Origin of the sequence: Aquimixticola soesokkakensis, from assembly GCF_900172375.1 — a bacterium.
Taxonomy (GTDB): Bacteria; Pseudomonadota; Alphaproteobacteria; order Rhodobacterales; family Rhodobacteraceae; genus Aquimixticola; species Aquimixticola soesokkakensis.
The window spans coordinates 23,555-42,599 of the sequence record NZ_FWFS01000003.1 but is presented as its reverse complement, the minus strand read 5'-3'; the positions used below and the strand labels follow the sequence as shown (position 1 = coordinate 42,599).

Sequence of the window (19,045 nt, the reverse complement as noted above, 5' to 3'; positions counted from 1 at the left end):
CTTTGGGGCGGCAAATGGGGCGCGCGCAATTTATGCGCGGATCTGGCGTGGCCTGTGGCTCTAGACGAGTTGCGCAAGCAGGCGCCTGGCCTCGGTGGCGCAACTGGCAAGGGCGCTGCGATCTTCGCCGGGGTGGTGGCGGGCGCGCAGCGCCGTGGGCATCGCGGCAGGGGTCAGCACATGCACCATCGGGGCTTTGGCGATCGGGTTGGCTTCCAGCGCCCAGGCTTTGGCCAGTTCGATCTGCGCGGCTTTGCTGGCGGCATAGGCGGCGTGGAATTTGCCCGTTGCGGCCTTGTCGTCGAAAAACAGCGCCGTGCCCATCGTATCGCCCATGCTCAGCAGGGGCGCGACCATCGGGATCAACTGGCCGGTGGCCGCCACGTTGACGGCGACGGATTTGGCCCAGTCCTTGGCGTCGATGTGATCGGCGGGCGACAGCATCTGACCGAAAATGGCCGTATGTGCCCAAAGATCGACCGCCCCCCAGCGATCATAAATGCCACGGCACAGATGGGCCATGGCATCGGGGTTGGTGATGTCCATCGGGGCCAGCGTGGCTTGACCGCCGCGCGCCTGAATGCGGTCATCCAGTTCCTCAAGCGCGCCGGTGGTGCGCGCGACAGCAACGATGTGGTGGGTCTCGCACAGCGCTTCTGCAAGGGCTGCGCCGAGGCCGCGCGAGGCGCCGGTGATGAGGGCAACTTTGGTCATTTTATCGCTTGTGTTCTGGGTCATGCGGCTGTCTTTGGCGGGTTTGGGCCAGAGGGTCAAGAGGGGGGCGTGCGGGGCTAGGGCAGCTCGACCCCGACCGCGTCGTAAAGCGCCATCAGCTGATCAAGCGAAATCCCGTCGCGCGCGAGACCGGCAAGGGCACCGTCCTGGGGCTCGGCCAGCGGGCGTGCAGAGCCATCGCCAAAATCCAGCATCAAATCCGTGCCGGTCCCCAGAACCGACAGATCGGAGGCAAGGCGGGCGGGGGTGGGATCGGGGGCCTCTTTGCCATCGAGCATCTCGAGATAGGTGTAGAACACCGGCCCCGCCACCTCGGCCCAAAGCGCGATATTGACGTGATCGTCCGAGCCGCGGATGGGCAGGGACACAATGGCGCGCAGATAGCGCGCATCGCCAAAGCGTGCCAGATCGGCCGCCAGCTGGTCGTCGCCCTCCTTGACGAAAGGCGCATCGCCGCGCGCGCCATAGGGCCAGTCGGTGGGGTGGTCAAAGCCGACGTCGATCACGCCGCCTGCCTCTTGCAATTTGCGCCAACGCGGATCGAGGTCGAGGATCGAGGGCATGGGGCGACTCCAGTTCACATTCCTGCCCCAGACCTAAAAGCCGCACCGGATTTTGGCAAGTTCCACCCGAAGCCCGTCGCAGTGCTTGGGCAAAAGAAAACCCCCGCACCGATAAACAGGGGCGGGGGCTGGACGTCTTGGGATGAAACCGCGCGGGATGGGCGGGCTTTGGAGCCTTAGAGGCTAAGCGCTTTGGAATAGACAAAGCCCGAAACGGGGTTCGTGCGGCCAAGCGATCCTGGCGCGCTTTCAACCTTTACCGCCGACCAGTCGCCGTTCTTGGACACATCGACAACGCGCTGGCCACGGGTGACCTGATTGCGTTTCCAGTTGGCATGATCGATCAGGATTTCGCGATCGGACACGACCTTGGACACGACAGCGACATGGCCGATTTTCATCGAGCGCGAGGCAGAAAACACCATCACAGCTCCAACTTGGGGCTCGTTGCCACGGGCGTATTTGCCGACAGCGGCATTCCACCACAGATGCGCATTGCCGCGCAGTTGGATGCCCGAGGCATTGCGGGCGAAGGGCACGCACCAGACGCGCTGGCCGCGCGCGCGCAGCTTGGCGGCTTCGGCAATGGCAAAGGCCACGCGGTTTTCGTCGAGGGTGGGTTCTTTGGTGGCAAGCCCTGCGCGCAGGTCCATGCCGGCGAAACGGGTGACATCAGCAGTGTTCGAACAAGCGGCGGTCAGCAGGAGGCCGGCAAGCAAAATGTAGCGGCCCAATGTGATTGGGTTGTTGGTCTTGGCTGTCAATGTAAACTGTCCCCGTGTCCCGTTTATCAGTCGGTTGCGCGGGCATATGTCCCGTCCCACGCGAAAATCTGGTTTTTATAACAATTGCTCATCATCCCGTGAGCCTGTGTTTTTTTGACCAGATCCCCCTTGGGATCAACGCATTGTTTCCCAAGGTGGCGAAATCTCGCCAATGGCGAAATTTCATGGGAACTTTATTGCCGGTCGCGCGTTAAGAAAAACGCCGCGCAGGGAGCTGCGCGGCGTGTGTTTGTTTGACGTAAGTCTTTGAAGTCAGGTTGAAATCCGTGCCTATTCAGCGGCGGTTTTCATCTCGAAGCCCTTTTCGATCATATCCGAGGGGACCACCGGATATTCGCCGGAGAAACAGGCATCGCAAAACGCAGGTGCGGCCGCATCGCGCCCTTCGGCGACCCCGGCGGCGCGATACAGCCCGTCAAGGGAGATAAATTTCAAACTATCGACCCCCAGATGGTCGCGCATTTCGTCGACCGTCATCTGCGCGGCAAGCAGCTTGTCACGATCCGGTGTATCGACCCCGTAAAAACAGGGCCACATCGTGGGCGGCGAGGCGATGCGAAAATGGACCTCGGCCGCGCCTGCATCCAGCAGCATATCCTTGATCTTGCGCGAAGTGGTGCCCCGCACAACCGAGTCATCGACCAGAATGATGCGTTTGTCGCGGATGAGCGCGCGGTTCACATTGAGCTTGAGGCGCACCCCCATGTTGCGGATCTGCTCGGAGGGTTCGATGAAGGTCCGGCCCATATACTGGTTGCGGATGATCCCCATGCCATAGGGAATGCCCGACTCGTGGCTGAAACCGATGGCTGCGGGGGTGCCGGAATCCGGCACGGGGCAAACCAGATCGGCCTCGACCGGCGCTTCGCGCGCCAGTTCCACACCGATCTGACGGCGGGTTTCATAGACCGAGCGCCCGCCAAGGATACTGTCGGGGCGCGAGAAATAGACCTGTTCGAAAATGCAGAACCGCGAGGGCTTGGGGTCGAAGGGTTTGAAGCTTTCGACCTTGCCCGCAGAAATCACCACCATTTCACCCGGCTCGATTTCGCGCACGAATTCCGCACCGATGATGTCGAGCGCACAGGTTTCCGACGACAACGCATAGCCCTGATCGCCGATTTTACCAAGCACCAGCGGACGCACGCCGCGCGCATCGCGCACACCGATCAGTTTGGTGCGCGTCATGGCGACCACGGAAAACGCGCCTTCGACACGGCGCAGCGCGTCTTTCATGCGTTCGGGAATATTGCGTTGAAGCGAGCGCGCCATCAGGTGGATGATGCATTCGGAATCCGAGGACGACTGAAAAATAGAGCCGCGTTCAATGAGTTCGCGGCGCAGGGCGTTGGCATTGGTGATGTTGCCGTTATGCGCGATCGCCGCGCCCCCCATGGCAAATTCGCCAAAGAAGGGCTGGACATCGCGGATCGCGGTGTGGCCTTTGGAGCCCGCCGTCGAATAGCGCACATGGCCGATGCCGAGCGCGCCGGGCAGGGTTTCCATCACGCGTTGCGAGGTAAAATTGTCGCGCACATAGCCAAAGTGGCGCGCCGAGTTGAACCCCGTGTCGGGGTCATAGGCGACGATGCCGCCTGCTTCTTGGCCACGGTGTTGCAAGGCGTGCATGCCAAGGGCGACAAAGTTGGCCGCATCGGTGACGCCGATCACGCCAAAAACGCCGCATTCTTCTTTGAGTTTATCATCGTCGAAAGGGGTCGCAGGGGGCATGTCGCGCAGGTCATCACGGATCATGGGCAGCTCCGAATCCGGGGGAGGAAAGACGCCCATCCTTTAGTCTGTTAACGGCCCAGTGTCACGGAACTATCACAAAGTTTCCAAAGGGCGTGCCATCAAAACAAGGAGAGCAACGAGGAGAAAGCAACGAAAGAACCTAGAAAAACAACGCTCCCCCGCGCAAGGCACGCGCAGGGGGAATAAAAACGCGCCGCATAATAAAAACGCGCCGCATAATAAAAACGCGCCGCAAGGGATGCGACGCGCGAGGAATTATTGGGTGCAGGTGGACACGAGGCTTTCGTAGCGGGCCACGATCCAACCGGGCGCATCCTCGGGCATTTGCTCGTCGAGCGCGAGCGAGGAGCGGGCAAAGACTTTGGCAGTGCGCGAATTATCCACCACGGGGATGCTGTCGGAGAGAACAACACGGTCGTAAACCACCATCGCCACGGCGACCAGAATGATTCCGCGCAGCACGCCAAACACAAACCCCAGCCCCTGATCGAGTCCGCCAAGTGCCGAGCGTTGAACGGCAGAGGCAAAAAGCGGCGTAAAGACCGACACAATCACCAGCGCGATGGCCGCAACCACACCGAACCCGGCGATGGTGGCAAGCTCGCAGCTATCGGCGAAAATGTTGCCGATGTAGGGAATTTCCTTGACCAAAGGCACGGCTTGGGGCGCGAAAATATACCCCAGAACAGCCGCAGCCACCCAGCCTGCAATCGCCATCAATTCGCGCACCACCCCGCGCGAATAGGCAAGGATCGCGGAAATAATGATGATCAATGCGACGATGCCGTCGATAATTGTAAAGCCGTCCATGGCGCCCCTTTCGACCCCTTGGGGCCAGAACCGGCGTCAACCGGCGCCGAAAGTTTCGCCCACAAAGGTGACCAAATCAGAGACCTCGCGCAGGCTCATGCCTGCCATGGCCGCAGCTTTGGTGCCTGCGGGTGCAATCGCGCCTGTAAAACCAAGTTTCGAGCTTTCTTTCAACCTGTTTTCCGTCTGACCCACGGGGCGCAGCGCGCCTGACAGGGAAATCTCGCCAAAAACAACGGTATCTGGCGGAATTGCCACATCTTCACGCGCCGACAACAGGGCAGCAGCCACCGCAAGGTCCGCAGCAGGTTCGGAGACCTTCATCCCGCCAGCGACATTGAGGTAGACATCAAGACCGGTGAAGGGAATGCCGCAGCGCGCCTCAAGGACCGCCAAAATCATCGCCAGCCGCGAGCCGTCCCAGCCCACCACCGTGCGGCGCGGTTGGGAATGGGGCGAGGGCGAGACAAGCGCCTGGAATTCGACCAGAACGGGGCGCGTGCCCTCTATTCCGGCGAAAACGACCGATCCGGGCGCGGGTTTGTCGCGGCTCGACAGGAAAAGCGCCGAGGGGTTCACCACCTCCGCAAGCCCGTCGCCCGTCATTTCAAACACGCCGATCTCCTGCGCAGGGCCAAAACGGTTTTTCACCGCCCGCAGGATTCGAAACTGGTGGCCGCGCTCGCCTTCGAAATAAATGACCGTGTCGACCATATGTTCCACCACGCGCGGCCCCGCGATCTGGCCCTCTTTGGTGACATGGCCCACCAAAATCACCGACACGCCCGTGCGTTTGGCGAAAGTGGTCAACTCATGGGCGGCCGCACGCACCTGCGCGACCGATCCGGGCGCGCTTTCGACATTGTCCGCCCACATGGTTTGAATCGAATCGATGATCGCCAGATCGGGTTTTTCCGCCTCAAGCGTCGTCAGAATGTCGCGCAGATTGGTTTCGGTCGCCAGTTTGACGGGCGCTTTTTCCAAGCCCAGACGTTGCGCGCGCATCCGCACCTGCGCCGAGGCCTCCTCGCCCGAGACGTAGATTGTTTTCAGACCTGCCAGTGCGAATTTCGCCGCCGCCTGCAGCAAGAGCGTCGATTTCCCGATGCCCGGATCGCCCCCAACCAGCGTGGCCGAGGCGGGCACCAATCCGCCGCCCAGAACGCGGTCCAGTTCATCCATCCCCGACAGGGTGCGCGGCGGGGGGGCTTCGCGGGTCGCAAGGTCCGAAAGCGGGACAGGTTTGCCGCGCAATGCCCCCAAGGATTTGGACGCGGGGCCAGAGGCCGAGAGGGGCTTTTCCTCGATGATCGAATTCCACTCGCCGCAGGCATCGCAGCGCCCCGACCATTTCGATGCGCCCACGCCGCAAGCGGTGCAGGTAAAGGTTAGGGGCTTGGCCATCGGGTCTCCAAGGGTTGGCGCGCGGGGTTGCCCGCTCTTAGCACGTTCTCTTTACGTTCCTCAAGGGGCGCGCCGTTTGGCACAGGCCGAAATCCACAGCGACATCACAACGCAGGCTGTAAACAGATACAGGCCCCAGCCCACCTCGACCCGCCCGATCCCGATGCCTTTGATCACGGTGACATAAATGGCCATCAGGAAAATATCCGCCATCGCCAGCCGCCCCAGCGCAGTGACGCTGCGAAGGGGGTGGCGGTTGCGCCGCAACGCCCCGTCGAGCGCGACAATTTTTGCGACGGGCGCGATCACCGCAAAGACCAGAACCACACCGAACAAAAAGAGATCGGTGTGCCACAGGGCAGACAGCCCCGACAAAACAGAGATTTGCGACAGTTTGAACAGCGGCAACAGCCCTGCCTTCAGCAAGGGGGCCGCCCAGGCAATCGGGTAGAGGATCAGCAGGGAGAGGTTGGCAATTCGGAGCGCGCTCATCGGGGGAATTTGAGCGCAGTTGCGGCCCGATACAAGGGGGCGTCGATGCAGCCTTGCCACGGTCTGATCGGGGGGGCGATCAGAGGGGGCGATCGTTCAGGGCGGGTTTTCCGGCCATTTTCACGACATTCGTGTCGCGCGCCTCCTGAGGCTGCGCGGGCGCATCGTCATCCTCGAAATCATAGCCAAGGTTGGGCAGGATCGCGCGCAAATCGGCCTCAAGCTGCAAGAGCTGGCGTTCGGCCTCGCGTTCATTGTGCTCGATATCGCCCATCCAGCGCTTCATTTCTCCGGTGGTTTTCAGCGCCATGTCGAGGTTTTCGAGATAGCGGTCGGCTTCGTGCTGGCGATGGGCCAGAAAGGCCTTGGCGCGCGCGACTTTGTCGTGGTTATAGACCACCGCAAGATCGCGACTGACGTGACTCATTTGCGCGGCCGCTTCCAGAATTTCCGGCTCAAGATGGGCCAGATCGGGGTGGGCGCGCAGATGGGCGAGCCGGGTGCGCATGTCTTCGAATTCCCCAGACAGGGCGAATGCCCCCGCACGATCCGCTGCATGGGCCGCGTGATAGGCCCGGGTGATATCCTCAAGCGACAGGGCAAAGCGGCGGTGGGAGTGTTCCAGCTTCAGCACGCGCCAGGCCGCAGGCATGTAAAAACACAGGCCCAGCAACAGCATCGTGCCACCGATTTGCAACCAAAGCCCGACCTCGCTGGGCGTGGCCGTCCCCCAGCCGGCCGAAATCGACAGCCAGGGCGCAAGACCAAAGGCTGCAAGCAGCGTAAAGGTTGTGGCCAGCGCCGTCAGAATGACCAAAGCAGCCATCGTGGCGGTTTGAAACCCGTGGTGCAGGCGTTGCAGGGATTGGGGCAGGCTTTGGGGCAACTGCGTGACGGGCAAGAGGCGCGGATCGGCGGGGTGCGCAGGGGCGCGCGCGGTTGCAAGGGGGGGGTGATCTACTTGGTCCGCAGGCGCCATCATTAAATCCCTGAAAAATCTCGGTTAACGATGGGATGTTTGGCAAATAAATCAAGGATTCATCGCGCTATTCGCGTTTTGCAAAGGACAGTGCCCCAGCCAAGGGGGAATCGTATCGATACTGGAAACAATCACCCGCCTAACGCAGGGTTTCGATAGGCCCTGTCGCAGAGCCACTGACAAACTGGCGCAGATAGGGATCCGCCGCGCTGTCGATCTCGCTGACGGGGCCGCACCAGCGAATCTGACCGTCGTGCAGCATTGCCACGCGGTCGGCGATGGCGCGCACCGAGCTCATGTCATGGGTGATGGTCACGGCTGTCGCGCCCATTTCACGCACGATTTCGCGGATCAGGTCGTTGATCACCCCGGCCATGATCGGGTCCAGCCCCGTGGTGGGTTCGTCGAAAAAGATGATCTCGGGATCGGCGGCAATCGCGCGCGCAAGCCCGACACGTTTTTGCATCCCTCCCGACAATTGCGACGGAAAAAGCTCGGCGATATCCGCCGATAGCCCCACGCGGCGCAATTTGCGCAGCGCGATTTCGCGGGCCTCCTCCTTGGGCCGCTTCAACGTGCCGCGCAGCAGGCGAAAGGCGACATTTTGCCATACAGGAAGGCTGTCAAACAGCGCAGCGCCCTGAAACAACATGCCAAAGCGCGCCAGAAAGGCGTCGCGGTCGCGGGCCGAGCGCACGTCTTGCCCGTCCACAAGAATGCGGCCCGCATCCGGCGCAATCAGCCCGAGGATACATTTGAGGGTGACGGATTTTCCCGTGCCCGACCCCCCGATGATCACAAGGCTTTCACCGCGCGCCGCCTGAAGGGTCAGGCCGCGCAGGATCGCTTTGCCGTCAAAGGATTTATGCACAGCCTCAAGCGTAATCATGCCGCAAAAAACGCCTGTGTCAGAAGGAAATTTGCAGCGAGAATCAGGACCGCCGCCGCCACAACCGAGCCTTTGGTCGCCGCGCCCACGCCCTGTGCGCCGCGCCCCGAATGCATCCCGAAATAGCAGCCCATCACTGTCGCAATCAGCCCGAAGGCCGCGCCTTTGACGAGGCTCGACACGATGTCTGCGGTTTGGAGAAAGGCGATCGTATTGGCCAGATAGGTTGCCGGATTGAAGCCCAGGGCGCGCGTTGCAACCAGCCATCCGCCGAAAATGCCGATGATATCGCCCACGGCCACCAGCACAGGTACCGTCAGCAGCCCTGCAAGAACGCGCGGCGCGCTGAGGTATTTCATCGGATGGGTCGATAGCGTGACCAGCGCGTCGATCTGCTCGGTGACTTTCATCGTCGCGATTTCAGCGGCAAGGGACGCGGTGACGCGTGCGGCAACCATCAGGCCCACCAGGACGGGGCCAAGTTCACGCACCATGCCGATGGCGACAATCTGTGGCACCACGGCCTGGGCGGAAAAGCGGGCCCCACCGGCGTAGATCTGCAACGCGAGGGCGGCGCCGGTGAAAAAGGCCGTCAGTCCGACCACCGGCAGGCTGAGGTAGCCGATATTGAGCAGGGCGCTGGCGATTTCGCGCGGGTAGAACGGCGGGCGGACAATATGCGACAGCGCGCGCGCCGAAAACAGCGTGACCCGTCCCAAGGCCGCAACGGCACGACCTGTGGCGCGGCCAAGGCGGGCAAGCGCGCGCATGGCCAGACGCCGGCTCACTTTGCCGCGCCGCCGTCGATGGTGTGTTTATAGACCCGCTTGAAACGCTGCCCCAGCGAGGTCAGGATCTCATACCCGATGGTTGCGCCGATTTCTGCAATGTCATCAACGGTTTGATGCGCGCAGAGCAGGTCAAGCTGCTCAGGGGCCTCGCGCAGATGCGAAATATCCACCGTGATCAGATCCATCGACACACGGCCCACAAGCGGGCAGGGAACATCACCGGCAAACAGGACTGCCGAATTGGAAATCGCGCGGGTGATGCCGTCAGCGTAACCGGCCGAAACGGTCGCAATCCATGCGGGGCTTTCGGCCGTCCAGGTGTTTGAATAGCCAACGGTTTCGCCCTGTTCGACTTCACGGGTCTGGATGACGGGGCAGCTGAGGCGCACGACGGGGCGCGCGTCCTCATAGGGCAAACCGCCATACAGGCCGATGCCCGGGCGCACGAGGTCGAAATGATAGTCGGGGCCAAGCAGAATGCCCCCCGTTGCCGACAGGGCGCGGCGCACTGCAATCCCGTCGGTCATGGTGCAAAAATTGGCAAGCTGGCGCGCGTTCATCGGGTGGTTGGGGGCATCGGCGCAGGCGAGGTGGCTCATCACCAACCACGGACCGCGCGCCAGAACCTTGGCGCGCACCGCATTCCATTCGGGCGCTTCCAGCCCCAGCCGGTTCATGCCGCTATCAAGCTGGATGCCGAAAGGATGGCCTTCAAGCCGTTCGAAATGGCGGGTGATCTGGTCGATGGAATTGAGCATCGGCGTGAGGCGATGGGTGCGGATGATATCCGTGTCACCCTTCATGTGGCCCCCGAACACGCCGATCACAGGCACCGGCCCGACCGCGTCGCGCACGGCAATGCCTTCCTCGGCGGCGGCCACGAAAAAGGTTTTCACCCCTGCATGCAGCAGCCGTTTGGCGACTTGGGCCGCGCCCAAACCGTAGCCATTGGCTTTGACGACCGCAGCCGTTTCAACCGCAGCAGAAGATTTCGCGTCCAGTGCCTGCCAATTGGCCGCAAGCGCGTCGAGGTCGATGTGAAGGGTCGAAGTAGCCATAAGCGTCTTTTGGCGCTGCCGCGACGGGCGCGCAAGGAGTATTTTATCCGAAAAAAGCCAAGGTCGCCGCGCGGCGCGGGGGCGCCACGCGCATAGGATCAATATTCTTCGGGGCGGCTGTCGCTTTGCCAGGGTTTGACGAGGTTGCCAAAGCGGGTAAAGCGCCCCTCAAAGGACAGTTCGACCGTGCCGATGGGACCGTGGCGCTGCTTGCCCAGAATGACTTCGGCCTTGGCGTGCAGCCGTTCCATTTCTTCCTGCCAGACGGCCATTTTGTCGATCTCGTGATCGCCCGGTTTTTCGCGTTCCTTGTAATATTCTTCGCGAAACACAAACATCACGACGTCGGCATCCTGCTCGATCGAGCCGGATTCACGCAGGTCCGAGAGCTGGGGGCGTTTGTCTTCGCGGTTTTCCACCTGACGCGACAACTGCGAGAGGGCGATGACGGGGATGTTCAGTTCCTTGGCGATGGCTTTCATGCCTTGGGTGATTTCCGACACCTCGTTCACGCGGCTGTCTTTGGCAGAGGCGGGGCGCACCAGCTGGAGGTAGTCGATGATCAGCACGTCCAAACCGACCGAGCGTTTGAGACGGCGCGCGCGCGCGGCAAGCTGGGAAATCGGCAGGGCGGGCGTGTCGTCGATGTAGAGCGGGCAGGATTCCAGCGATTTGGCGGCTTCGATAAAGCGGCGGAATTCTTCCTCCGTCATGTCGCCTTTGCGGATCTGCTCGGAGGGGACTTCGGCGGCTTCCGACAAAATCCGCGCGGCAAGCTGTTCGGCCGACATCTCCAGCGAATAGAACCCCACAACGCCGCCCTCGATTGCCCCTTCGGTGCCATCGGGTTTGATACCCTTTTTAAAGGTTTTCGCGATGTTATAGGCGATATTGGTCGCGAGCGAGGTTTTGCCCATCGAGGGGCGTCCCGCAAGGATCAACAGGTCGGAAGGGTGCAAGCCGCCGATCTTCTTGTCCAGATCGATGAGGCCGGTCGAGATGCCGGCCAGGCCGCCGTCGCGTTGATAGGCCGCGTTGGCCGATTGCACCGCCTCCGTCACCGCCGAGAGGAAGGATTTGAAACCCGTTTCGGATTTTCCCTGTTCCGACAGCGTATAGAGGCGCTGTTCGGCGGCGACGATTTGCTCGCCCGGATCGCTTTCCATGCCGCCTTTGGTGGCGTTTCCAACGATTTCATGGCCCACGGCGATGAGTTCGCGCCGGATCGCCAGATCGTAAATCAGCTGCGCATAATCGCGCACGGCGTAGGTCGAAATTGCCGCCCCCGCCAGTTTCGCCAGATAGGCCGCGCCCCCCAGTTCGTTCAGGCCAGCGTGATCGTGCAAGAAGGCCTTGAGGGTGACGGGCGAGGCGAGCAGGTTCTTGGCGATGCGCGAATGCGCGGCCTCGAAAATATCGCGGTGCACCGGATCAAAGAAATGGCCCGAGTTGATGATGGAGGCGACGCGGTCGTAGACCTCGTTATTGGTCAAGAGCGCGCCCAGAAGCTGTTGTTCTGCCTCGATATTGTGAGGCATCGCGGAGCCGCCAAAGCCGATGATCTTGGCACCTTCACCGCCGTTTGCGCCTTGGGGGGCACTTGGTGAATTGGGGGCAGATGCTGTGCCACCCGCCGATGCTGTGCCGGTCATGTCCATCGTCTTGCTCTCACTCTTGCCTGTCGTCGCCGCGCCGATCGCGTGCGGGGGTCTTACCCAAAGCGGCGGCACTGGCGCAAATTGTATAAACCTGTGGATAAGCTTCAGTCTACATCATCTGGTATAGAGCGCCAAACTATCCCTAAGATGTTGAGGCTGCCTGTCTGCGGTGCGCTGGTTCTTGCCCAAATCAGGTGCCGGCAACGCAGACATGCCCGCCAAACAGGCGGCAGGGTCAGGCGGGGTGGGCCGCTTGCCAATCGGCCTGCCATTTGCGCGGATCCTTGAGGAACACCTCGACCGCATCCAGCGTCGCACCGGTGAAATAGCCCTGGTCACGGGCCTCGCCCAGAACGTCCCACCAGGTGCACAGGTAGTGCAATTTCACGCCGTGATCGCCCAGGGTTTTCTCGGTCTCGGGGAAGATGTCGTAGTAGAAAATCACCGCCGTATGGCCGCAGGTCGCGCCGGTGTCGCGGATCGCGTCCACGAAAGACAGTTTCGAGCCGCCATCGGTGGTCATATCCTCGACCAGCAGCACGCGCTCGCCTTCGGACATCTGGCCCTCGATGCGCGCGTTGCGCCCGTAGCCTTTGGGTTTCTTGCGCACATAGGTCATGGGCAGGGCAAGGCGTTCGGCCACCAGAGCGGCAAAGGGGATGCCCGCGGTTTCGCCGCCGGCGATATTGTCAAAGGCCTCGAATCCCGCGTCGCGCATCACCGTGACGGACATGAAATCCATCAGGGTTGCGCGGATGCGCGGATAGGAAATCAGCTTGCGGCAGTCGATATAGGTCGGAGAGGGCAGGCCGGAGGCCAGTGTGAACGGCTCTTCGGGGCGAAAGTTGACCGCGCCGATTTCCAGCAGCATGCGCGCAGAGAGGCGGGCGATTTCGTCTTTGGCGGGAAAGCTGGTGGGGATCATCGGGGCACTCCTGAGGCGATGGACAAAGTCTCGGTTCAAATACGCAAAAGGGCGCGCCTTTGGCAATCGGCGCGCCCTTTGAAACTGCGTATTTTTGTCCGCGACAGGCAGATCAGTCGTCAAGAACCCGCCAATGCAGCGGCATCATCGGGTCAAAGACCGTCAGCGGCCCCTCGGGCGTGTCGATTTTGGCCGGATACTGAACAGGGTCGCCCTTTTCGAGTGTCAGGCTCAGCTCGTTGCGCGGCAGACGGTAGAAATCGGGACCGTTTTGCGAGGTGAAAGCCTCCAGTTTGTCCAGCGCGCCGTCCTGTTCAAAGACTTCGGCCAGAATCGACATCGTGTTTGTCGCTGTGAAACACCCCGCGCAGCCGCAGGCATTTTCCTTGGCCGGATCGAGGTGCGGGGCGCTGTCGGTGCCAAGAAAGAAGCGCCGGTCCCCCGAGGTGGCGGCTTTGCGCAGGGCAAGCCGGTGTTCCTCGCGCTTGGCAACCGGAAGGCAGTAGTAGTGCGGTTTGATCCCGCCCACGAGGATGTGGTTGCGGTTGATCACAAGGTGGTGCGTGGTGATCGTCGCGCCAAGGTCGGTTTCCGCCGACAGCGCATAGTCCACACCGTCTTTGGTGGTGATATGTTCCATCACGACCCGCAAGCCGGGCGTGGCGCGCCGGATCGGGTCCAGCACCGTGTCGATAAAGACGGCTTCACGGTCGAAAATATCGACATCCGCGGTTGTGACTTCGCCGTGCAGGCACAGCGGCAGACCGATTTCGGCCATTTTTTCCAACACGGCCCGCACGTTATCAAAGTTACGCACGCCGGAGTTGGAATTGGTGGTGGCGCCGGCGGGGTAAAGTTTGACCGCTTTGACCAGCCCGGAGGCATGGGCGAGCGCCACGTCTTCCGGGTCGGTGTCCTCGGTGAGGTAGAGGGTCATCAGCGGTTCGAACTGACCCCGTCCGGGGGCGGCGGCGAGAATGCGCTCGCGGTAGGCGGCGGCTTGAGCGCCGGTGACCACGGGGGGCACAAGGTTGGGCATGATGATCGCCCGGGCAAAGTGGCGCATGGTTTCGGGCAGGACTGCTTCCAACATCGCGCCATCGCGCAGATGAAGGTGCCAGTCATCGGGTCGGCTGATGGTGATCGTTTTGCTCATGGCTTGTGTTTACACCTGCGCGCAGCGGCTTTCCAGAGCGCAGATCACCCGCCAGGGCGTGTTTTTGGCAGACGCGGCTATGCTTGGTTTTTATGCGATGTGGCGGAAAATAGGGCAAAAATCGCGCCTTGTTTGCGCGGGCGATTGAACCTTGCCTGCGCGCGGGGGTAGCCTAGGGCGACTTCGCCCCTCGTTTGAAAGCCGCAGCGCCCATGCTTTTGTCTCCCGCCCCCACGCCAGATCAGCCCACCAGCGCATCGGCGCGGCTTGGGGACGGACAGCGGATGCAGCGTGTAAACGGGCGCGCAGCGGTTGTAATGGGACCGCGCGGCGTGATTGATCTGCACCAGAGCGGCTCTGCCAAAGCGATGTTGCCCCGCGTGCATGATACCGCAGCAGAAGTCGTTTTCCTGAATACTTCCGGTGGGTTGACGGGCGGAGATGTCATGCGGTTCTCGCTTGAGGCGCAGGCAGGAACGCGCGTCGTTGGCACCACTCAAACTGCCGAGCGGGCCTATGCGGCCAGCGCGGGCACGGCGCAGGTCTGTGTGGATTTAAGCGTCGGCGCGGGCGGTGTTCTGGATTGGTTGCCCCAGGAAACCATCCTGTTCGAGGGGGCGTCTCTTGCGCGGGAAACCCGCTGCGAGATGGCGGATGATGCGCAGTTCTGTTGCGTCGAAACGGTGGTTTTGGGGCGCGCTGCCATGGGCGAGCGCCTGAATAATGTGCATTTTTCCGACCGGCGTGTCGTAAAACGCGGCGCTCGCCTGGACTGGATCGAACCGGTGCAGATCACCCCGCAGGTGCTGGATGCGCGCGCCAGTGCGGTGACCCTGGCCGGGCAGCGCGCGTTTTCGACGGTTGTCTTACTGGCACGGGGCGCAGAAGATGGCGTCGAGCGGCTGCGGAGCGTAAGCCGGGAGGGCGTGACGGCAGGGGTGTCCGGCTGGGATGGCAAACTGGTCGTGCGCGCGATGGCGAGCGACGGCTGGCCGCTGCGCCGCTATGTGGCCCGAATCCTTGAACGGATGCGTGGCACGGATTTACCCCGCGTCTGGCAGTGACGGCGCGCGGGGCCAAAAATCGGGTTGTGGTTATAACCCATTGACAAGAATGCACTTTAGGAGGCGTCATGAACCTGACACCAAGGGAAAAGGACAAATTGCTGATCTCGCTCGCGGCGATGGTTGCACGCGGGCGACTGGCGCGCGGCGTCAAGTTGAACCATCCCGAAGCCATCGCGCTGATCACCGATTTCGTCGTTGAAGGCGCGCGCGACGGGCGCACGGTTTCGGATCTGATGCAGGCGGGCGCACATGTTATTACCAAAGACCAATGCATGGCGGGCATCGCCGAAATGATCCACGATGTGCAGGTCGAAGCGACCTTTCCCGATGGCACCAAGCTGGTCACGGTCCACCATCCAATTCGATAACCCCCATATCCACGAGGTAACACCATGATTCCCGGAGAGATTTTTGCGGCAAGCGGCGAGATCGAATTGAACGCAGGCGCGCCGGTGACGGTGCTTGTGGTCTCCAATACCGGCGATCGTCCGGTACAGGTCGGCAGCCATTATCATTTTGCGGAAACCAATGCTGCGCTTGATTTCGATCGCGGCGCGGCGCGTGGACAGCGGCTTGATATTGCGGCAGGCACGGCCGTTCGCTTCGAGCCGGGCCAGACGCGCGAGGTGTCCCTTGTGCCCTTGTCGGGTGCGCGCGAGGTCTACGGGTTCAATAGCGCGGTGAATGGAAAACTGACATGATCGGGCCTTTCGCGGAGCTGTGGAAACTGCAACTGCAACTGACCACCCTTGCGGTGCAATCGTCGTCGGTGATCGGGATGCGGATGCTCGGCATGGGCGGGTTCTGGTCCGTCGCCCCTTCGGAAATGGACCGCATGGTGGCGGAAAAGCCCGAACATATCGGGCGTGGCCTGATCGCGGCGCAGGCGGCCGTGATGGCGGGTGCAAGCCCCGCTGGCGTGATGTCTGCGGCCCTGAAGCCGGTGACAAAACGCGTCGCGTCGAACCAGAAACGTCTGGCCAAACGCGGGCCCGATGTGACCGGTCGCAGCGGACGCAAAGGGTAAGATATGCGCTACAGGGGTGTTTTCGCCGTGGTTTTTACCCTTCTTGCCGATGGCGCGGCGGCGCAAGAGGTGGATTGTTCCGATCCTGACACGCAGATGGAATTGACGTTTTGCGCCCAACAGGACTGGCAAGCCGCAGATGCCGCTTTGAACGATATGTACAAACGGGCCATGGTGGTCTTGTCACAGATTGATGAAAGCGAGGGCGCGGATCAGCCCTATGCGATGACCTATCTGCGCGACGCACAGCGGGCCTGGATCACGTTTCGCGACAACGCCTGCGCCGCCGAAGGCTATCGCGCCCATGGCGGGTCGATGGAACCGATGCTGATTTACGGCTGCCGTGCGCGGCTGACCGAGCAGCGGGTCCAGGACCTTCATCTGCTGACCCAAACCTACTGACCTTCCGAGATTTCAAGACAAAGCGGCGCAAGCTGTGAGACGAGAGGACTTTAAAAATGGCTGCCAAGATTTCCCGCGCGACCTATGCCGATATGTACGGCCCGACCACGGGCGATCGGCTGCGCCTTGCCGATACCGATCTGATCATCGAGGTCGAGCGTGACCTGACCACCTACGGCGAAGAGGTCAAATTCGGCGGGGGCAAGGTGATCCGCGACGGGATGGGGCAATCCCAACTGAGCCGCGCGCAGGGGGCCGTCGACACTGTGATCACAAACGCGCTGATCGTTGATACCACGGGCATCTACAAGGCCGATATCGGCCTGAAAGCCGGTGTGATTGTAGGGATCGGCAAGGCGGGCAATCCTGACACCCAGCCCAATGTCGATATCATCGTCGGTCCCGGCACCGAGGCCATCGCGGGCGAGGGGCGCATCCTGACCGCCGGCGGCATGGACAGCCATATCCATTTTATCTGTCCCCAACAAATCGAGGATGCGCTGCATTCGGGGGTCACGACGATGCTGGGCGGCGGCACGGGGCCTGCCCATGGGACGCTGGCGACCACCTGTACGCCGGGGCCGTGGCACATCGAGCGGATGATGCAGGGGCTTGACGGGGTGCCCATGAACATCGGGCTGGCGGGCAAGGGCAACGCCAGCCAGCCGCAGGCCTTGGTCGAAATGGTCAAAGCGGGTGCTTGTGCGTTGAAATTGCATGAAGATTGGGGGACGACACCGGCGGCGATCGACTGCTGTTTGTCGGTTGCCGATGACATGGACGTGCAGGTGATGATCCACACCGATACGCTCAACGAGAGCGGTTTTGTCGAAAACACCGTCGGCGCGATGAAGGGGCGCACCATCCACGCGTTCCACACCGAGGGCGCAGGCGGCGGCCACGCCCCCGACATCATCAAAGTGGTGGGCGAGGAACATGTCTTGCCCTCCTCCACCAATCCGACGCGCCCCTATACGGTCAACACGCTCGAAGAACACCTCGACATGTTGATGGTCTGTCACCACCTCGACAAATCCATCCCCGAGGATGTGGCCTTTGCCGAAAGCCGGATTCGCAAGGAAACCATCGCCGCCGAGGATATCCTGCACGACATGGGCGCGTTTTCGATCATTGCCTCGGACAGTCAGGCGATGGGACGCGTGGGCGAAGTGCTGATCCGTACCTGGCAAACCGCGGATAAGATGAAGAAACAGCGCGGGCGTCTTGCGGATGAAACCGGCGACAACGACAACGTCCGCGTCAAACGCTACATCGCGAAATATACGATCAACCCGGCGATTGCCCATGGGATAAGCCGTCACATCGGCACGGTTTCGGTGGGCAAACGCGCCGATCTGGTGATGTGGACGCCTGCGTTTTTCGGGGTGAAACCGGACATGGTGCTGATCGGTGGCACGATTGCCATGGCGCAGATGGGCGATCCCAATGCCTCGATCCCGACGCCGCAACCCGTCTATTCGCGCGCGATGTTCGGGGCGATGGGGCGGTCTGTCGAACGTTCAGCGGTGATTTTTGTGAGTGCGGCGGCGCAGGCCGAGGGGGTCGCCAAGACCTATGGTCTCGCGAAATCGACGTTGGCGGTGGAAAACACCCGCAATATTGGCAAATCCTCGATGGTGATGAACGACGCCCGGCCACAGATCGAGGTGAACCCCGAAACCTATGAGGTGCGCGCGGATGGCGAGTTGCTGACCTGCGAACCGGCCGAGGTGCTGCCGATGGCGCAGCGCTACTTCATGTTCTGATGGCAAAATCGCGTTCGAAATCCGCGCCGCGCGCCGCGGCTGCCCCCAAACTGGACGCCGTGGTGTTTCAGGCGCTGGCCCTTGCTCAAAGCGGTGCCGTTGCGCAAGGAACGCAGCGCTTTTTCTGCGCGGGCCGATGTTTTGCAACGGTTGAAAGTCCCGCGTGCGGTCGCCTGAACCTATCGCTGCCCCAGCAGGCCTTGCTTGTGTCGCTGTCTGAGGGCTGCGTGGTGTGCGATGCCAGCGCAGGGGAGGGCTGGACGCAGATTGACTTTGCCAAGGTTGATTTGGCGCTGATTGCCGATTTTGTCGCGATGGCGGCACGCGGCGGCGCGCCGCAGGCGGGCGAAGCGGTGCAAGGCAGTTTGCGCGCGGCCCTTTTGGACGGTGGTTTTACGGCGTGACGGCGATCCGGTTAACACGCGACCAGCGTGGTGCGGGGCACCACTGCGAGGGCGGCGGGCTTGCGCGTCGCATCGCGCGCCTCGATGCGCACCTGCGTGACAACGCGGGTCGACTGAAAGGCGGGATCGTCCAGAATATCCAGTGGCAGGCGGCTGATGTCAAAAACGCTATGGGCGGTGCGCTCGATCACCGCGTCGTGGTAAAAGCCGCGCAAGCGGACATCCGGTCCGGCGCGGCGCAGGTCGGCTTCGATCACCGCCTCGCGGGCGCGCAATTCGCTGATACGGGCGCGGATCGCGGCAAGTTCATCCGCAAGCGTTTGATTGATATACATCTTATGTCTCCAGATGATCCAGCAAGGGATGGTGACGGTGCGCA

Annotated in this window: 22 protein-coding genes; 7 read left to right on the top strand and 15 right to left on the bottom strand. The window is 61.8% G+C overall.

All coding sequences use genetic code 11. The features are described 5' to 3' along the window. Positions 1 to 60: 60 nt before the first annotated feature. The 14 genes from AQS8620_RS04625 to pyrC all read right to left on the bottom strand — a co-directional run bounded on the left by AQS8620_RS04625 (position 61) and on the right by pyrC (position 14,000). A complete protein-coding gene (locus tag AQS8620_RS04625) occupies positions 61 to 714 on the bottom strand; it encodes an SDR family NAD(P)-dependent oxidoreductase (RefSeq protein WP_085835884.1) in 654 nt (217 codons plus the stop codon). Between the two features lie 77 nt (positions 715 to 791). After that, positions 792 to 1,298, bottom strand: coding sequence for a DUF2199 domain-containing protein (locus AQS8620_RS04620; RefSeq protein ID WP_085835690.1), 507 nt, complete (start codon positions 1,296 to 1,298; stop codon positions 792 to 794). Between the two features lie 176 nt (positions 1,299 to 1,474). After that, positions 1,475 to 2,062, bottom strand: coding sequence for a CHAP domain-containing protein (locus AQS8620_RS04615; RefSeq protein ID WP_234990370.1), 588 nt, complete (start codon positions 2,060 to 2,062; stop codon positions 1,475 to 1,477). 291 nt (positions 2,063 to 2,353) lie between these two features. Beyond that, complete coding sequence (gene purF / locus AQS8620_RS04610; RefSeq protein WP_200809596.1) at positions 2,354 to 3,838, bottom strand: amidophosphoribosyltransferase; 1,485 nt, start codon at positions 3,836 to 3,838, stop codon at positions 2,354 to 2,356. Positions 3,839 to 4,093: 255 nt separating this feature from the next. Continuing rightward, positions 4,094 to 4,648, bottom strand: a complete 555-nt coding sequence (locus AQS8620_RS04605; RefSeq protein WP_085835689.1) for a CvpA family protein — start codon at positions 4,646 to 4,648, stop codon at positions 4,094 to 4,096. A gap of 36 nt (positions 4,649 to 4,684) precedes the next feature. Then, a complete protein-coding gene (gene radA / locus AQS8620_RS04600; protein ID WP_085835688.1) occupies positions 4,685 to 6,052 on the bottom strand; it encodes a DNA repair protein RadA in 1,368 nt (455 codons plus the stop codon). A 60-nt stretch (positions 6,053 to 6,112) separates the two neighbouring features. Then, positions 6,113 to 6,544, bottom strand: coding sequence for a paraquat-inducible protein A (locus AQS8620_RS04595; RefSeq protein ID WP_085835687.1), 432 nt, complete (start codon positions 6,542 to 6,544; stop codon positions 6,113 to 6,115). Between the two features lie 79 nt (positions 6,545 to 6,623). After that, on the bottom strand, positions 6,624 to 7,523 hold the full coding sequence (locus tag AQS8620_RS04590) for a DNA repair protein (protein WP_143267420.1): 900 nt from the start codon (positions 7,521 to 7,523) through the stop codon (positions 6,624 to 6,626). 139 nt (positions 7,524 to 7,662) lie between these two features. Then, positions 7,663 to 8,412, bottom strand: a complete 750-nt coding sequence (locus tag AQS8620_RS04585; RefSeq protein WP_085835686.1) for an ABC transporter ATP-binding protein — start codon at positions 8,410 to 8,412, stop codon at positions 7,663 to 7,665. Continuing rightward, complete coding sequence (locus AQS8620_RS04580; protein ID WP_085835685.1) at positions 8,409 to 9,182, bottom strand: MlaE family ABC transporter permease; 774 nt, start codon at positions 9,180 to 9,182, stop codon at positions 8,409 to 8,411. Before AQS8620_RS04580 ends, AQS8620_RS04585 begins: the two co-directional genes overlap by 4 nt. 14 nt (positions 9,183 to 9,196) lie before the next feature. Beyond that, entirely contained in the window at positions 9,197 to 10,261 is a 1,065-nt protein-coding gene (gene alr, locus AQS8620_RS04575; RefSeq protein WP_085835684.1) for an alanine racemase, read from the bottom strand. 98 nt (positions 10,262 to 10,359) lie between these two features. Beyond that, on the bottom strand, positions 10,360 to 11,799 hold the full coding sequence (locus AQS8620_RS04570) for a replicative DNA helicase (protein WP_085835880.1): 1,440 nt from the start codon (positions 11,797 to 11,799) through the stop codon (positions 10,360 to 10,362). 355 nt (positions 11,800 to 12,154) lie between these two features. Next, complete coding sequence (locus tag AQS8620_RS04565; RefSeq protein WP_085835683.1) at positions 12,155 to 12,844, bottom strand: orotate phosphoribosyltransferase; 690 nt, start codon at positions 12,842 to 12,844, stop codon at positions 12,155 to 12,157. Positions 12,845 to 12,956: 112 nt separating this feature from the next. After that, the gene (gene pyrC / locus AQS8620_RS04560) at positions 12,957 to 14,000 is read right to left on the bottom strand and encodes a dihydroorotase (protein ID WP_085835682.1); all 1,044 of its coding nucleotides are present in this window, start codon (positions 13,998 to 14,000) and stop codon (positions 12,957 to 12,959) included. A gap of 284 nt (positions 14,001 to 14,284) precedes the next feature. Between pyrC and AQS8620_RS04555 the strand changes: the two genes are divergently transcribed. The 7 genes from AQS8620_RS04555 (at position 14,285) to AQS8620_RS04525 (ending at position 18,666) form a co-directional block, all read left to right on the top strand. Continuing rightward, on the top strand, positions 14,285 to 15,064 hold the full coding sequence (locus tag AQS8620_RS04555) for an urease accessory protein UreD (RefSeq protein ID WP_085835879.1): 780 nt from the start codon (positions 14,285 to 14,287) through the stop codon (positions 15,062 to 15,064). Positions 15,065 to 15,132: 68 nt separating this feature from the next. After that, entirely contained in the window at positions 15,133 to 15,435 is a 303-nt protein-coding gene (locus AQS8620_RS04550) for an urease subunit gamma (RefSeq protein WP_085835681.1), read from the top strand. A gap of 24 nt (positions 15,436 to 15,459) precedes the next feature. After that, positions 15,460 to 15,768 (top strand): urease subunit beta, encoded by a 309-nt coding sequence (locus tag AQS8620_RS04545; protein WP_085835680.1) that lies wholly within the window; start codon positions 15,460 to 15,462, stop codon positions 15,766 to 15,768. Further along, positions 15,765 to 16,094 (top strand): hypothetical protein, encoded by a 330-nt coding sequence (locus AQS8620_RS04540; protein WP_085835679.1) that lies wholly within the window; start codon positions 15,765 to 15,767, stop codon positions 16,092 to 16,094. Before AQS8620_RS04545 ends, AQS8620_RS04540 begins: the two co-directional genes overlap by 4 nt. Positions 16,095 to 16,097: 3 nt before the next feature. Further along, a complete protein-coding gene (locus tag AQS8620_RS04535) occupies positions 16,098 to 16,496 on the top strand; it encodes a lysozyme inhibitor LprI family protein (RefSeq protein ID WP_085835678.1) in 399 nt (132 codons plus the stop codon). A 56-nt stretch (positions 16,497 to 16,552) separates the two neighbouring features. Continuing rightward, complete coding sequence (ureC, locus tag AQS8620_RS04530) at positions 16,553 to 18,262, top strand: urease subunit alpha (protein ID WP_085835677.1); 1,710 nt, start codon at positions 16,553 to 16,555, stop codon at positions 18,260 to 18,262. After that, positions 18,262 to 18,666 carry a hypothetical protein gene (locus AQS8620_RS04525; RefSeq protein ID WP_085835676.1) on the top strand — a complete coding sequence of 135 codons (405 nt, stop codon included), beginning with the start codon at positions 18,262 to 18,264 and terminating at the stop codon, positions 18,664 to 18,666. Before ureC ends, AQS8620_RS04525 begins: the two co-directional genes overlap by 1 nt. 11 nt (positions 18,667 to 18,677) lie before the next feature. On the opposite strand, the gene AQS8620_RS04520 is transcribed toward AQS8620_RS04525, so the two are convergent. After that, the gene (locus AQS8620_RS04520; RefSeq protein WP_085835675.1) at positions 18,678 to 19,001 is read right to left on the bottom strand and encodes a hypothetical protein; all 324 of its coding nucleotides are present in this window, start codon (positions 18,999 to 19,001) and stop codon (positions 18,678 to 18,680) included. Positions 19,002 to 19,045: the final 44 nt, after the last annotated feature.